This is a genomic window from Variovorax sp. dw_308, assembly GCF_019207085.1.
Classification (GTDB): Bacteria; Pseudomonadota; Gammaproteobacteria; order Burkholderiales; family Burkholderiaceae_C; genus Variovorax.
Genome location: NZ_JAATOM010000013.1, coordinates 66,018 through 81,083, shown reverse-complemented (window position 1 = coordinate 81,083; position 15,066 = coordinate 66,018). Strand labels below are relative to the sequence as shown.

The 15,066-nt window shown below is 63.9% G+C and carries 14 protein-coding genes and 1 pseudogene; 2 read left to right on the top strand and 13 right to left on the bottom strand.

Features of this window, described 5'->3' with window-relative positions; genetic code table 11:
- Nucleotides 1–15: 15 nt before the first annotated feature.
- The 7 genes from HCU76_RS23095 to HCU76_RS23065 all read right to left on the bottom strand — a co-directional run bounded on the left by HCU76_RS23095 (nt 16) and on the right by HCU76_RS23065 (nt 6,281).
- Nucleotides 16–1,407, bottom strand: coding sequence for an FAD-binding oxidoreductase (locus HCU76_RS23095; RefSeq protein ID WP_213958786.1), 1,392 nt, complete (start codon nt 1,405–1,407; stop codon nt 16–18).
- Nucleotides 1,404–2,285: an ABC transporter permease gene (locus HCU76_RS23090; protein WP_213958787.1), complete on the bottom strand. Its 882-nt coding sequence runs from the start codon at nt 2,283–2,285 to the stop codon at nt 1,404–1,406. Before HCU76_RS23090 ends, HCU76_RS23095 begins: the two co-directional genes overlap by 4 nt.
- On the bottom strand, nt 2,263–3,063 hold the full coding sequence (locus HCU76_RS23085; RefSeq protein WP_213958788.1) for an ABC transporter ATP-binding protein: 801 nt from the start codon (nt 3,061–3,063) through the stop codon (nt 2,263–2,265). The genes HCU76_RS23090 and HCU76_RS23085 overlap by 23 nt, the downstream gene beginning before the upstream one ends.
- Before the next feature lie 23 nt (nt 3,064–3,086).
- Nucleotides 3,087–3,908 (bottom strand): creatininase family protein, encoded by an 822-nt coding sequence (locus HCU76_RS23080; RefSeq protein ID WP_213958789.1) that lies wholly within the window; start codon nt 3,906–3,908, stop codon nt 3,087–3,089.
- Between the two features lie 296 nt (nt 3,909–4,204).
- The gene (locus HCU76_RS23075; RefSeq protein WP_213958790.1) at nt 4,205–4,663 is read right to left on the bottom strand and encodes a RidA family protein; all 459 of its coding nucleotides are present in this window, start codon (nt 4,661–4,663) and stop codon (nt 4,205–4,207) included.
- Nucleotides 4,660–5,853, bottom strand: a complete 1,194-nt coding sequence (locus HCU76_RS23070) for an amidohydrolase family protein (RefSeq protein WP_213958791.1) — start codon at nt 5,851–5,853, stop codon at nt 4,660–4,662. Before HCU76_RS23070 ends, HCU76_RS23075 begins: the two co-directional genes overlap by 4 nt.
- Nucleotides 5,850–6,281 (bottom strand): hypothetical protein, encoded by a 432-nt coding sequence (locus HCU76_RS23065; protein ID WP_213958792.1) that lies wholly within the window; start codon nt 6,279–6,281, stop codon nt 5,850–5,852. The genes HCU76_RS23070 and HCU76_RS23065 overlap by 4 nt, the downstream gene beginning before the upstream one ends.
- A gap of 393 nt (nt 6,282–6,674) precedes the next feature.
- Between HCU76_RS23065 and HCU76_RS36740 the strand changes: the two are divergent.
- Nucleotides 6,675–6,946, top strand: a pseudogene (locus HCU76_RS36740) (ATP-binding protein); the annotation flags it as partial.
- A 31-nt stretch (nt 6,947–6,977) separates the two neighbouring features.
- Here HCU76_RS36740 and HCU76_RS23055 read toward each other — a convergent pair.
- On the bottom strand, nt 6,978–7,859 hold the full coding sequence (locus HCU76_RS23055; protein WP_213958794.1) for a helix-turn-helix domain-containing protein: 882 nt from the start codon (nt 7,857–7,859) through the stop codon (nt 6,978–6,980).
- A gap of 89 nt (nt 7,860–7,948) precedes the next feature.
- A complete protein-coding gene (locus tag HCU76_RS23050) occupies nt 7,949–9,307 on the bottom strand; it encodes an IS701 family transposase (RefSeq protein WP_213958795.1) in 1,359 nt (452 codons plus the stop codon).
- 121 nt (nt 9,308–9,428) lie between these two features.
- On the opposite strand from HCU76_RS23050, the gene HCU76_RS23045 reads away from it, so the two are divergent.
- Nucleotides 9,429–9,779 carry a DUF6788 family protein gene (locus HCU76_RS23045; RefSeq protein WP_213958796.1) on the top strand — a complete coding sequence of 117 codons (351 nt, stop codon included), beginning with the start codon at nt 9,429–9,431 and terminating at the stop codon, nt 9,777–9,779.
- Nucleotides 9,780–9,814: 35 nt separating this feature from the next.
- On the opposite strand, the gene HCU76_RS23040 is transcribed toward HCU76_RS23045, so the two are convergent.
- From HCU76_RS23040 to HCU76_RS23025, 4 genes are all read right to left on the bottom strand, one after another.
- Complete coding sequence (locus HCU76_RS23040; protein ID WP_213958797.1) at nt 9,815–10,600, bottom strand: recombinase family protein; 786 nt, start codon at nt 10,598–10,600, stop codon at nt 9,815–9,817.
- 521 nt (nt 10,601–11,121) lie between these two features.
- Nucleotides 11,122–12,102, bottom strand: a complete 981-nt coding sequence (locus HCU76_RS23035) for a tripartite tricarboxylate transporter substrate binding protein (RefSeq protein WP_213958798.1) — start codon at nt 12,100–12,102, stop codon at nt 11,122–11,124.
- A 150-nt stretch (nt 12,103–12,252) separates the two neighbouring features.
- Nucleotides 12,253–13,596 (bottom strand): MFS transporter, encoded by a 1,344-nt coding sequence (locus tag HCU76_RS23030; protein ID WP_213958799.1) that lies wholly within the window; start codon nt 13,594–13,596, stop codon nt 12,253–12,255.
- Between the two features lie 55 nt (nt 13,597–13,651).
- Nucleotides 13,652–15,061, bottom strand: a complete 1,410-nt coding sequence (locus HCU76_RS23025; protein ID WP_213958800.1) for an MmgE/PrpD family protein — start codon at nt 15,059–15,061, stop codon at nt 13,652–13,654.
- Nucleotides 15,062–15,066: the final 5 nt, after the last annotated feature.

Here is a 15,066-nt window from a genome sequence, read left to right as displayed (position 1 = left end):
CTCGGTGGTGAAGGTTCAGGCGTCGCGCGCCATGTCGGGGTGCCAGCCGCGCGTCTTGCCGGGGTTCATCAGGCCCATCGGGTCGCTGCGCTTCTTGAAGTCGATCTGCTGCGTGTCGATGGTCTTCATGCCGCCGTCCTCGATCGTCACGACATGCGGGTTAAAGACCTGGCAGCCGCCCTGCGACTCGATCTCGCGGATCAGCTCGTACTGGTGGGCCTCGCCCTTCCAGCGCACCAGCAGGATCGAGAAGGTGCCGTACTCGCCACCGGCGCGCGCGAACTCGTGGTGCTGCAGCACGTCGTCCCCGAAGATCGCGATGTGGCGGTCGACCACCGCGGGGTCGAAGGGCTGTGCATAGGCCACCTGCAGATAGGTCCAGCTGCGGTCGACCTTGAGCGCCTGCAGTGTCGTGTGGTTGTAGGCGCATTCGTAGGCCGGCGGCAGGCCGGCGGCGTGCAGCTCGGCCTCGGTGCCCTCGAGCGACACCGTGCCGCCATGCTCGGCGACCAGCGCGCGGAAGGCCGGCATCGAAGCGGGCGCGACCATCGCGAACATCGCATGCTGGTCCGGCGGAAAGTGCGCGCCAAGGTTGGCGTAGTAGGGTGAGAAGCGCGCGTCGACGGCCGACAGCAGGAACAGCTCCAGCGCCGGCGTGCTTGCGGCGATTCCGAAATCCATCACGCGCCGGTAGCTGTCGAATAGCGCGATGCAATGCTCCCAGTCGACGGCTGGGCTCAGCGCCACCTCGACCTCGGTCAGGATGCCGTTGGTGCCATAGGCGTGGTGCACCTGCTGGATCTCGTCGCCCTGCAGTTCGATCACACGCGGCTCGCGCTCGACGGTCATGATGCGCGCCCGCAGCAGGTTGCCCGGATCGCGCAGGATGCCGTGGCGGATCGATCCGATGCCGCCGAATCCGCCGGCGATGAAGCCGCCGATCGAGGCCACGTGCCAGGTCGAGGGCCACATGCGCAGCGCCTGCCCGGTCTCGGCCACGGCGAGCTCGATGTCGTGCATGCGCGCGCCGGCCTGGACCCGCACGCTGCCGTCGCCGACATCGAGCACGCGGCTCATCGGCGTCACGTCGAGCACCAAGCCGCCCTCGAGCGGGACGCATTGGCCGTAGTTGCCGGTGCCGCCCGCGCGCACCGTCAGCGGCAGTTTCCATCTGGCGGCCACGGCGGCAGCCTGCCGCACGTCGTCCTCGGTCGACACCTTGATCACCAGGTCGGCGACGCAACCCGCGAGCTGCTCGGTGAGGATCGGGCTGTACCAGTAGAAGTCCTTCGAGAGCTGCTTGCGCTGGTTCGGCGCGGCGATCACGTTGAGGCCGTGCAGCTCGCGCCGGACGGCGTCCCAGTCGACGGCGGCGGGCTGCTGCAGCGGTTTCGGCACTGCGCTCATCGCTCCCTCCGCATCTCGCTTTCGTGCCAGTGGCCCAGCACGGCGCGCGACAGCGCGGCAAACACGATGAAGATCACGATGCCGAGCAGGGACACCAGCAGCAGCGCCGCGAACATCATCGGGATCTCGGTCCGGAAGCTCGACTCGAGGATGCGCGAGGCCAGCCCGGTCTCGCGGCCCGCGGTGCCGGCCGTGAACTCCGCCACCACCGCGCCGACCAGGCTCAGGCCGCCGGCGATCTTGAGTCCCGCCATGAAGTAGGGCAGCGCGCTCGGCGCCAGCAGATGGCGGAAGGTCTGCCAGGGCGAGGCCTTGTAGAGCTGGAACAGGTCGCGCAGGTTGCTGTCGGCGCTCTTGAGGCCGATGACGGTGTTCGACAGGATCGGGAAGAAGGCCACGATCCAGGCGCACAGCAGCAGTGCGGCCGTGGTGCTCGACACGTAGATCAGAATCAGCGGCGCAATCGCGATGATCGGCGTCACCTGCAGGATCACCGCGATCGGAAACAGCCCAATCTCGACCCACTTGAAGAGCGCGAAGGCGATCGCCAGCAGCACGCCGCCGACGATCGCCGCGGCCAGCGACAGCAGCGTGAGCTTGACCGTGAACCACAGCGCGCTCGACAGCGTGTCCCAGTTGTCGACCAGCGTCGTGAGGATCAGCGACGGCGCGGGGATGATGTAATGCGGCACGTTGTTGATCCGCACCACCAACTCCCACATCAGCAGCAGGCCGATTACCACCGCGACGGGCACTGCGGTGCGCAGCGTCGACTCGCGCCGTCGCAGGCGGTCGTCGCGGCGTTGCAGTTCGGCGGCCGATGGTGCCTCGCCGAGCGCGGCCAGCGCCGTGTTGTCAGTGATCGATGTCGACGCCATGGAGGGCTCCGTGCAGGGATTGCGACACCGCGGTGCAGTGCGCGTTGTAGCCGGTGGATGTGCGGAAGGCTTCGCCGCGCGGATAGGGCTCGTCGATGCGGATCTCGTCGACCACGCGGCCCGGGCGGGGCGCCATCACGACGATGCGGTTCGACAGGTAGACCGACTCGTAGACACTGTGCGTCACGAAGATCACCGAGAAGCGGTGCTCGCGCCAGATCGCCAGCAGGTCGTTGTTGAGCTTGATCCGCGTCATCTCGTCGAGCGCCGCGAAAGGCTCGTCCATCAGCAACAGGCGCGGCCGCGTGACCAGCGCCCGGGCGATCGACACCCGCATCTTCATGCCGCCCGACAATTCGCGCGGGTAGACGTCGGCGAAGCGCGAAAGACCGACCATCTCGAGCGCCTGTGCGACCACGGGCGCCGCGGCGTCGCGGCTCATGCCGGTCAGCTTGAGCGGCAGCCAGACGTTGTCGAAGACCTTGGCCCACGGCATCAGTGTCGGCTCCTGGAAGACGAAGCCCAGCTCGCGGTCGCTGGTCGATGCAGCGCTGTCGGCGCGCGACCAGGTCAGCTCGCCCGAGCTGATGCGTGTGAGGCCGGCGATCAGTCGCAACGCCGTGCTCTTGCCGCAGCCCGACGGGCCGAGGAAGCTGATGAAGTCGTGTTCGCCGCAATCGAGCGACATGCCCTGCAGCGCGAGCGTGCCGTTGGCGAAACGCTTGCTGACCTGGCGCAGGCTGACCAGGGGTTGTGTGGATGGCGTGAGGCTTTCCATGGCGGACTCCGGGGCCGAAGCCGTCAATGCCACGCGGGCTCGTTCGCCAGGCGCTCGATCGGGAAGCGGTGCACCTCCTGCAGCAGCTGGACGAAATTGCGCCCGACATGGTCGAGCACGGCGCGACCTTTTTCGGCCGTGGCCAGGGTCGCGTCGCCGGCCGCGCCGGCCGGGTTGATGTCGTGCATCTGCCAGCCGAGCTTGCCGCTTGGCGTGATCGACAGGAAGCGATTTTCCTTCGCCATGTCGTCGGTCAGCGAATGGAAATTGCGGAAGTTCTCGGACCGCACATGGTCGGGAGTCAAATGCAGCATGACCGAGCTTTCGAGGTCTCCGGCGTGCACGCCGTGCTTTCCCTCGTGGGCCGTGAACAGGCCTTCGGGCAGCCCCAGCGTGTACCAGTTGGCGGCCACCACCATCATGTCGTGCGACTCGCGCAGGTCTCGCGCCACGATGTCCATGATCGACATCTGGCCGCCGTGGCTGTTGTAGAGCACCAGCTTGCGTACGCCGGCGCGGGCGACGCAGGCGCCGATGTCTTTCCACTGCGCGATCAGCGTTGAGGCCGACACCGTCAGCGTGCCGGGGTATCGGGAGTGTTCGTTGCTCTTGCCGTAGGCGATGGTCGGCAGGAACAGCACGGGCAGGTCGTCGGGCAGGTGCGGCAGCGTCGCGCGCACCATGCCGTCGATGGTGGCGGTGTCGGTCGACATCGGAAGGTGCGGACCGTGCTGCTCGGTGGCGCCTACGGGCAGCACCGCGATCAGGTTGGCGCGGTCGAGCCGAGAGAACTGCTCGCTGGTCAGGTCAGACCAGTAGCGGCTGCGCGGGCGATTGGAAGGCATGAAGCGGCTCCTGCATCGGGAAGGAACCTAAATTATCCATATGGTAAAAAAAGATTGATTATGGTTTACCCATAATATAGGCAGCGACATTGAAACAATCTGAAAGGCGCGCAGCATTCATCCGACCGATTGGTCAAATGAAATGGAGTTGCAAATGAGCTCGGCGACGCACGGGAAACGCGAGTACTTGATCGCGCGGTGACCGGCTTCCTGCTGCATGGTGCGTACATCGAACAGTTCGGTTTTCGGCTGCAGCCCTGCGGCACCGACTCGGACAGACCGCGCCGCCGCGAGCCTCAACCTTGCGGCAGATACATCGTCGCCTCGACCTCGACGAGCACCTCGTCGCCCGGCAGGAAGCGCGACACCTCGACCACCGTACTCACCGGCGGTTCGCCCGGATAGAACAGCCCGCGCACCCGGTTGTACGGTGCGTAGTGGTGCAGGTGACGGAAATACTGGACCAGCTTGACCACGTTTTCCATCGTGCCGCCGTATTCAACCGCCAGCGTACGGATTCGCTCCAGCACGAACCAGCTTTGCGCGACGATGGGCGCCTCGAACACGTCGACGGACAACTGTCCGGTCGCATAGCCGAGGCCTTGGATCGCAGTGCGCGCGATGTCGGGGATGTCGTCGTAGCCGGCTACCGCGCGCCGGGTGGCCGGATCGAGCGCGACCACGCCGCTCATGAAGACGAAATCCCCCACTCGCTTGGCCGCCGCGTAGTTGGCCATCGGCTTGCCCATGCTCATTGTTCAATCTCCAGCACTGTTCCGTTGCGGATCACCGTGCGGCGGCGGCCGCGCGCGTCCAGCAACTCGTACTCGTCGGTGGCGGCGAGCAGCACGAGGTCGGCAGGACAGCCCGGCGCGATGCGTCCGTCCCAGGCGAGCCCCAGCGCCGTCGCCGGGCTCACGGTGATCGCGTCGAGCCAATCGGTTGCCGGTGCAAGGTGCGCCATCTGCACGCCGAGCCCGAAGGTCTCGACCAGATCGTAGCTGCCATAGGGATAGAAGGCGTCTTGCACGTTGTCGGTGGCAAGGCTGGCGCGCATGCTTCGCAATGCGGCTTCGCGGATGCGGGTGATGCCACGCGCCACCGGCGTGCGATGCCACTCGCCCTGCAGGTAGAGGTTGGTGCTTGGCAGGGCGATGAGATCGATGCAGGCCTGCGCGCACAAATCGAGCGTGCGCCCGGCCTGTGCATCGTCCTGTGTCGCGAGCGAGCACGCGTGCCCGCAGCTGATGCGCCGGCGCTCATGGCGCGCGAGCGCCAGTTGCGCGATGGTGCGCAGCCCGGTCGCATTCGCGTCCAGGCCTTCGTCGACATGGAAGTCGAGCGCCAGGCCGTATTGCTGCGCAAGGTCGAAGACCCTTCCGAGCTTGTGCACCAGACCTTCATTGCGATAAACGAAGGCGCCCATGACGCCGCCCGCGTGCTGAACGGCTTGCGCGATGCGGTCGCCCGCCGCCGAATCGGCAAACAGGTCCAGCGGGGTGAGCGAGACGAATTGCAGTTCCACGCGGCCGCTCCATCGCTCGCGCAACTGCTCGAAGGCATACAGCGACACAGGCGCGTTCGGCTCGACCCAGTCCAGATGCGTGCGCAGCGCGCGGGTGCCGCACTGCCACGCCTCGCCCACGGCGCGCTCCATGCGCGCGTCGAACGCCTCGCGTGTCCAGCGCGCGGCATGTTCGCGCATCCGTTGGATGGCGGCGAACAGGTCACCCTCGGCCGCACCCACCTCGCGCACCGTGTAGTTCTTGTCGATGTGCGCATGTGCATCGACCGTACAGCTGATGAGCGTGCCGCGCGCCACCGGATCGACGGCGGGCGCTATCGCGCTGACATGCCGATCCACGATCCGGACATCGAAGACATCGCCTTCGCCGAGATCCGAGGCCTGCAAGCGACGCGGAATGCGTACCGATTCGAGCTTCACGCCGTGGCCTGCCTCTTTGGCAGCCAGCCTTTTGCCAGCTTGGATCTCAGCATCCGGTTATCCACGATGCCCTCGTGAACGGACGGAAGACACTTCTGCGCTGCCGGCGGAAGCAGGCTGCTCTGCTGTCGAGTGTGCCTGCGCTGGAAAGGACGCAAGCCAGCAGAAGAAGGTGTCGGATGTTTTGCATTGGCATGCCCGTCGAGAGACGGGCGCGACATCATAGCTTCGACGGCCACGCGTATCTCCTCATGATAAGATCCTGCGACGCGTTCGCTTGTAAATTTGCGTGGGTTCTTGGCCTCCATCTCGGTGTCGGCGGTAGCCCTGCCCAAGCGCACTTTATTGGCGAGCCAGCAGCCGCGTTGATGGAGGTAGTCACCGACGCAATTGATCTCGTGCTGGCCGATTTGCTTCTTCCGCCTCAAGCTGTCCCGTGCAGGCTCGCGCGATGGAGGCAGGGCTGCAGGTGCTGAGAGAGCGTCTTGAAGTGATGGCCGGGTTTGCTGGATCGTCGACTAGGAGGCGCCGTCAAGCGGGAGCGCACGAGCAAAAGAACTCATGCCTTGGCGATCGTCTTTCCCGACGCATGCCCGGCGAGAACCATGTGCGGCTGCGGCATCGACGATAGTTGAACGTACTCGATTTTCCTTCAGTGTTCGCGCCGGGCGCGCCCCGACTCGTATAGGACGTGCAAGGCGCGATTGCGCCTCTGCCGCCCCCAGTCCAACGGACAGATGTCTACCAGGTCGGTCGGACGGATCGCTTCGCCACGCTGTGCCACTTTCCAGAGCAACTGCTCCAACAACTGGCCATCGTGCATGGCTTGCGTTTGGGGCGATCTGGTCGAGCAGGCGCCAACGCGGACACCGAGAATTCGCGCTGGCTGCTGGAGCACCTTCTGCAGGCAGAGAGCACGGAGCGGTCGATGCGTTCGGTGAGTCACCAGATGCATGCGGCGAAGTTCCCGGTGCATCGTGACCTGGCGGGCTTCGACTTCACCGTGTCGCCGGTGGACCGCAAGCTGATCCACCAGTTGGCCGAGGGCGAGTTCACCGAAGTCGCGCACAACGCCGTCCTGGTCGGTGGACCCGAGTACGCGACATGATGCTCACCTCAGTACGTTATTGATATTCAATGGGAATTTGCCGCGGATCTTCTGGGAGCGGGCGGCGACTGGGCGGCTGAGTCGCCGCACGAACCTCAGGACGCTGGAGATCGCAGCGCTTGATGACCCATGGCGCGCCTTTGCGCGCCTGCGAGGCATTCAGCGTGCCGGCAGTGATCATGCGCAACACAGTCATGTTGCTTGTTCCCAAGGCGTCGGCTGCCTGCTCCAGCGTGCCCCCGCCGCGTTCCTCTCGCTCGCCGACCTTGAAGACGCCGATGTCATGCGCGCAACGGAACGACCGTACCCGCGACTGGGTCCAGGTAAGTTCTCCGCCGGTGCGGTGCCCGAGTCGGTTGAGCAGTGAAGCGATGCTGCCGTCATTGAGTTGGCGTGCCAGCTGCGAGACAAGCGTTTGGACTTCGACATTGGCCGTCCAGCGATGTTGCCCGGTGCGGTTCTTCATCACGCTCAAATCAGTGTGGTCGCCGCCTTGCCAATGGAGCACAAGCTCAATCCGTCCTTCGCCTACCCGGGCGACGATCTCCTTGATCACGATGCGCAGGATGCGCTTGCGCACTTCGCTGGTCGCCGCGGGATGGCCCCACACTTGTGGCAGGTCGGTGCCCAGCGCGAGCAGCGCCTCGCGTTGCTGCGGTGTGATAGCGGGTGCCTGCTCGGCAACCAGCGCGTCTATCGCTTCTTGACGCTGCGACACCAGCGCCAGTCGTTCATTCCATCGCCGCTCAAGCTCGCCCGCCACAAGCCGGTTGCCCCGGTCCACGGCATCGAACTGTCGCTGAGCACGGGCGGCTTCGAAACGAGCTTGTTCCAGAGTAAGTTCGAGTTGCCGTCGCTTGGCCCGGCCGTCGTCGGCTCGTTGCTCGATCGCGCGCAATGCAGCCTGAAGGCCGATGGGCCTTAGTCTTACTGTGTTAGTTAATTTGCTCGCGCTGATGCCGTAGGCAGCAGGGACATCGAGGCAGGTTACGAGCCAGCAGCGCGCCGATTCGCAATCGCAAGCTCGTGATGGAGGATGGGACGTGGCGCTGCGCCCTCTGGGCTTCCCCGAGGCTTGTAATGCGTGGGTAGGGCAGGCTCCTCGCGTGCGGAGTTTTTTTTACCCCCGACCTCGTCGGGGTGCTGCAACCGCTGCGCCAGCAGGAAGCCGTAGGCGGCGATGCTGAGACTGGCGTGGTGGTGGAAGCCGCGCCAGCCGCGGCCTTCGTACTGTCCGAGGCCCAGGTCCTGTTTGAGATCCTGGTAGTCGCGCTCGATGCGCCAGCGCATCTTGGCCTCGTAGACCATCCGCTCCAGCGACGCGTCCTCGGGCAGCGTGGACAACCAGTACTTCAGCGGCTCATCGTGCCCTTCGAGCCACTCGATCAGCAGCCATTGCGGTTCGCGCAGCTCGCTGCGCTGCGCGTCGCGGTGCGCAGCACGCACGCGCACGCGGGCGAAGTGCGAGCGCAGCGCGGTGTTCGTGCCCTCGCGCCAGGTGACCTCCTGCCAGTCGTCTGGATCAATGTCGAAGGCCACGTCCTTGACCGTACGAGGCCGGTGCTCGGGGGCATTGGCGCCGCCGCGGCGCAGCAGTCGGGGGATGGGGCCCTTGCCGCTGTAGGGCCTGGGCGGCAGGGGTTCATGCCCGGGCGACCACACCGTGACGCTGCCTGTCACGCCCACGACGTAGGGCAAGCCAAGTTCGCTCAGGCGTTCGCGAAACGCCGTTTCCACGCCGTAGCCCGCGTCGGCCAACACGCAGTGCCTGGGCGCTCCCTGGGCCAGCAGGTTCTCGATCTGCTGCAGCGCGATCTGGGGCTTGGTGGCGAACTTGAGCGCTTCGGGCACGCCGGCCTTCTCGCGTCGGGGCGCATCGTCGGCCCACTCCTGGGGAAGGTACAACTGCCACGCCACCGGAATGCTGGCCGCCGCGCAAGCCAGCGATACGCTCACCGCCACCTGGCAGTTGTCCTGCTTGCCCAGCATCCCACAGTACTGGCGCGCGACGCCCACCGCGTGCCGCCCCTGCTTGGGAAACCCCGTGTCATCGATGATCCACCAGCCGCCGTCGCTGAAATCCATCAGCGGCACGACCCACTGGCATATCCCCAGCAGCATGCGCTCGTCCGACCAGTTCGCGTCAGCCACGAAGTGGTGCAGCGACTGGTGGCGCGAACGAACATTCAGCGGGTCCATATGCGCGGCCATCGGCTCCACGCTCTTGCGCTGCAACGGCGACATCAGCCCGGTGGTGTAGCCGCGCAGCCCGGCGTGCCGGTCTGAATGTCCCAGGCCCTCGCTCAGGTGGGCCATGTACTGCTCGAAATCCTTCAGGTCTTCCATCGATCGCCCTTTGCTGCGCAGTATGCACACGGCCCGCATTGCGCAGGTCATACAGGCCAGGAAACTTGCATGTTGATAATCTGGCGCTAGTATTAGCGACAGATAAACGAAAGTAAAGCCCATGGCGCATCGACCCGAAACCATCGTCAAGCAGGCGCGCGAGCGCATCGCGCGAATTCGAGACACCCTCGGCGAGATCGACTACCTGTGCTCGGGTACGCTGCTACAGCGAACGAAGGTCTGTGGAAAGCCGGGCTGCCGTTGCGCCAGCGACCCGGACGCTCGCCACGGTCCTTACTTCGAGTGGGGGCACATGAAGGACGGCAAGCTCGTTCACCGCACGGTGTCGCCCGAACAAGCCGCCATCCTGGAAGTCGCCATTGCCAACCATCGCAAGGCAAAGAAGCTCATGCAGGCTTGGGAGCAGGAGACAGAACGGCTCCTTGATGCGCAAGCGCCGCGCAACCCATAGCCCCGTGGACACGTCGATTCAGAAGGAGACCAATTTTAATGACACAGTAAGATTAGCAGAGCGAGAACCTCGTCTGCGACGGCGCGATCTACGCGCAATGAGCCAAACGAGATGCACATCTCTGCGCCGTGATTGATAGCCGCACCTCGGCAGTGGTAGCGGCGTATGGTGCCGTCGCTGCCACTGTAGGCCACATGCAGCTTGCGACCGCAATGCGCACAGCGCGGCAATCCGGCCAGAAGCGCCTCGCCCCGGCGAACGGCGCCGCGGACCATGCCGCCGCGCATGTTGGTGTTGTCGGCAATCACACGTTGAATGTGGTCGTAGGTGTCCCACCCAATGTAGCCTTCATGGTGCTCGACGATCAAGGCCTGCCAGTCCTCGCGCTCGCGTCGATTGCCGCGCACGATCCGCTTCCTTCCGCCCTCGATTCGGGTACGTGTTTCGGTGCGGCCGAAGGCGTATGCGCCTGCATAGTCCGGGTTGCTCAGGATGTGAAGCACGGTGTTGTAGGTTGGCAGTCTCCAGACGACGCTGCGGCGGCTGTCTTCGTAGATGGCCGTGGGGAGCTCGATCTTCTCCTGCCGGAACCACAGCAGCACCTGGCGAATACTGCCGACTTCGGCGAAGCGGGCGAACACCGAAGCAATGGCCTCGCGGATGCGCAAATCAGGATCCAGTTCGATACGATCATCCTCACTGCGAACGAACCCGATGGCCACGGTGGTGTGCAGATCGCCGCGCGCGGCCTTGAGCTTGATCGCCTCGACCGAGCGCTGACGCAGCAAGGACAATTCCATCTCCGACATGGTGCCCTTCATGCCGAGCAGCAGTCGATCGTTGACGCTGCGCGGGTCATATACGCCATCTGGTCAATATCGAATTGGCGCCGACAACCCAGGAGCCCAAAAGCCGCCAGCCCTGTCACCGACTGCGCTGGCAGCGCAACGCCGGCTCCTGCCCCGAGGAGATCGTGACGATCCGTGGACGCTGTAGAACCCGCGAGTGTCGGTGCAGTTGGCGTAGAAGAACTGAGCGGGTGCGCGCGGGTGCGCCCACGAGCTTGTCGAAGGAAGCGACGCGATTTTCAACCTTGATTGTCGTGAACGATCTGTCCCGCGCTCGCCGTGTTGACCGCAGCAGCAGCGGCGTCGATCACCAAGCGACTGCGTTCCGAAGTCATGTGAATAGTCAGGTGCTGAACCGGTAACTTTCGAAGGTCGTAGAGGAGCCGATCGAATCGCAGGAGCGGTGCCCCCGATGTCCGTCTTTAACAGGCGGACGATTTCGGGATCGGCCGCCACCGCCGAAATTGTGACCAAGCGCCGACAGAGGTAGTCGGTCAATCCAGTTGCGCGCCTGACGCCTTCACTGCAGGCCCCCAGCGCTTCAATTCCTGACGAACGAGTTGATCGAAGCTTGCGGCCGTCCCACCGTTGACGACCGAGCCAACGCTTTCATAGTGCTTTTGAACTTGGGGGTTCTTTAGTGCGCGGTTCACAGCGGCGTTCAGTTGCTCGACCACTGCGGGTGGCATTCCGGCCGGGCCCACCAATCCGGCCCAGGTCAAGGCCTGAAAGTTCGGGACGCCCTGCTCGGCGACGGTGGGAACCTTGGGAAAACGCGGGGAGCGCTCGGCACCGCTGGTTGCAAGTGCCTTGACCTTGCCGGCGCCGAGCATCGGCGTAATGGAGCTCGCCGCATCAAACCCGGCCTGCACGCGTCCGCCGATGAGGTCCGTGATGAGCGCGCTCGAGCCCTTGTATGGGATATGTGCGGCGTCGAGCCCGGTTTCGCTCTTCAGCATCTCCATCGCGATGTGGCCGGTGGTGCCGCTTCCGCTCGAACCGTACGAAACCTTGCCAGGGTGCGCCTTCGCATAGTCGATGAACTCACGAAGGGTGTTGAATGGCGAATCTGCCGCAGTTACCAGGAACATGGGGCTCGTATTGATCAGGACGATCGGCGTGAAGTCCTTGGATGAGTCGTAAGGGATATTGCGAAACAGAAACGGATTGATGGCGAGCGGGGCCGTCGAGGTGAGGAGCAACGTGTAGCCGTCGGGCGCGGCCTTCTTGACGAATTCGTGTGCGATGATCCCCGAGGCGCCCGGCTTGTTGTCAACGATCACAGGTTGGCCCATCTCCTCGCTGAGCCTCGCCGCAACGATTCGCGCACCCACGTCAGAGGACTGCCCCGCTGGAAAGCCAACGACGAGGCGAATGGGGCGGCTGGGAAATCGTTCCTCGGTGTGACCGACCTGAGCGAGGATGGTCAGAGCTGCGGCACTTGCCAAGATTTTTGAGAGTTGTCTCCGGTGCATGTTTTTTCTCCAAGCGCGTCTGTGAAATGAAAATTCGAGAGAAGGTCGATTGGGCCGTCGGCTAGTGAGGTGGCGGCATTCAGTGGCATAAGCAGCCCAGCGGCTTGTGACCGACCGGGCACAGGAAAGCGACATTGAAACCGGCTGGATTCAATGAACAGACACGAATTCGCTCTCAAGTGAACGCCGAGTCGTCTCGATGCCGAAGATCGAGAGAATGACTGCCTGTGCAATGCCCAATGCCATCACGGTGAAGATCACTCCATTGACGCCGTTGAACGCATACAAGACGGCAACCGCCTGCGGCGCAAAGATGGATGCAGCTCGACCGGAGACACTTGCGATGCCGGCACCGCGCAGTCGCACTTGCGTCGGAAAGATCTCCGGGACATAGGTCGAGAAACCCATGGTCGAGCCAAAGTAGCTAACGGTCATGAACGCTACGCCGACCACCGTTGTCGCAGTGAGGCTGCCCGCATTGGCATAGGCCCAGCCGAGCGCCACTGAACCGATGGATGCCAGCACAATCCACTTCTTGCGGCTCCATTTGTCGGTCACCTGCGCCGCGAGCAGGACACCCAAAAGGCTTCCACACGACATGAGCGCGGTGTGGCCCAAGGAAGAAGACATGGACAGGCCCTGCTTGACCAGGAAGGTGGGCAACCAGATGATGAATCCGTACAGCGAGGCAAGCGCCACCACGTTCAGTGTCACTGCGACGAGTGTCGAACGAAGCAGGGGCGGCCGGAACAAGTCAACGAATCGAAAGTTGGAAGGCATCACGTTGGGGACGGGGAGGGGGTCCGCCAACGGCCGTCCTGTCTCTGCTCTGACCTCGGCTTCGATCGCATCGAGGATCTCATTCGCCTCGGAGCCACGTCCAACCGATTCCAGCCAGCGCGGCGACTCGGGCATCTTTTGGCGCATCACCCAAACCATCAGACCACCTACACCCGCAATGCCAAACATCCAGCGCCATCCAAGGGTCGGGATCACGAAGTAGCTCACGACGTTCGACACGAGAAGCGCCGACGTCGCCAAGAAGAAGAGCACAGCTCCCCATTTGCCGCGTTTGGCGGGCGGAACGAACTCCGAGATGGTGGCGTAGCCGACAACGATCTCAGCCCCAAGGCCGATGCCCATCACGAATCTGAAGAAAATCAACCACTCCATGCTCGGCGAGAACGCAGCAGCGACGGAGGTGGCGCCGAACAAGATCAGGTTGAACTGGAAGGTGAATTTCCGGCCAAATCGGTCGCCCAGCCAGCCGGCCATGAATGCGCCGATCAAAGTGCCGAGTGCTCCGGCCGAGGCAAAGTTGGCATTGCCGGCCATCGTCGACCATCCGGTCGAGGTGAGCGCGACCATCACGCCGCTCGCAAGATAGAGGTCGAATGCGTCGAAGAAAAGACCTGCGCCGATCATCAGTGCCATCCGACGATGGAACATAGATTCGGGCAGGCGATCAAGCCGCTGCGCGGCGGTATAGGCCATTTTGATGTCTCTTTCTTTAATCGGTATCGGGCGACGGTCGCCTCCGCGGGGAGGCTCAGATCACGCAAAGCGCCATGATTTCGTCCAGTGACGACGCGGCTTCCAGGTTCAGTACCTTGTCGATCAGTTCCTCGGCGGCGCGAGGTGTGATGGCTCGCGTGGCATTGGTCATGAACTTCGCCTTGAGCGCAGCGCTCGACAGTGGCACGTCGGCTGTACCGAGGCTTGCGGGCTTGCGGCAACGCACGATGCGGCCATCCTTGAGGTGAACAATGACCTCTCCAGGAAAGTGCACCGGAAAATCGCTGGCCGGGTCGTCAACGCAGAACGTCTTGTCAGCGATTGCAAGAACGTCCGGCGAGTCGAGCGGTTCGTCATGGAACGCCGCAATATCCACCCGACCTCTGGCCAACGCGAGGGCCACCACATATTGAACGCTAAACAGTGCGCGATAGGGGATGGAGGGCTTGATGCAGGCTTCACGCGGCAGCGCCACCATCTTGTGGAGATCGGCCGTCAGGGGGCACTCGATGCGCTCGATCTCGTCCAATTCAAACTGGCCGCGCAGCTCCAGCGCCGCGTCCACGAAGGCATGAATGAAGTGGCAGCACGGATACGGCTTGAGCGCGATGCCCAGGGTCTGCCAGACCTGTTGCGGCTCGCCCAAGCCGAAGCTCGGCAACTTGTCGCCTTCAGGAATGCGCTGGATATGCGTGAAGTAGAAGCCGCCCTTGGCGGCCTCGAAGACGGTGTTCGGGCCGAGGAAGCCAGCGCGGCCAAGGGCCACCGCCGCGAGCGCGCCGTGCGCAGACCAGCCAGGGTGCAAGCGCTTGAGCCAGGAGATGCCACCGATCAGAATGCCGGAGGCCTGACTGCCGCACAGGCCGAGCGACGAAACCAGCGACTTATGGTCGACTTTGTAGAGACGTCCCGCCGCAGCCGCGGCTGCAAACGTGCCGCACAGAGCGGTCGGATGGAAGCCGCGATTATGGAAGTCCGGTGCGCCGACCGTGGCAAGCCGGCAGCCGATCTCCAATGCCGCGATGAAGGCGAGAAGAACCTCCTCGCCTGTCGATTTGTTGGCTTGCCCTGCTGCGACCGAAGCAGCCATGGCCTGCGCACTGGCATGGTAAATGGCGCCGATGTGTGTGTCGTCAAAGTCCAGCGCATGGGCGAGCACACCGTTGACCAACGCGGCAGATGCGGCGGGGAGCCGCACGCCACTGCCGATGGCCGTGGCGTCATCGCCACGCCCCAACTCCTGAGCACCCTGCAGTACGGACTGACCGATGTCGAATTTGGAGGAAGCCAGGGCGATGCCGATGACATCGAGAAAGTGCTCTTTCGCCAGCGCCACTACATCGGCCGGGACATGTTCTAACTTCAGATTCAGCGCAAACTGCGCGATCTTTTCGGATTCGGTTTGCGCGAGCGCATGGACTTCGGTTTGGCTGGTTGCGTTCATGATCT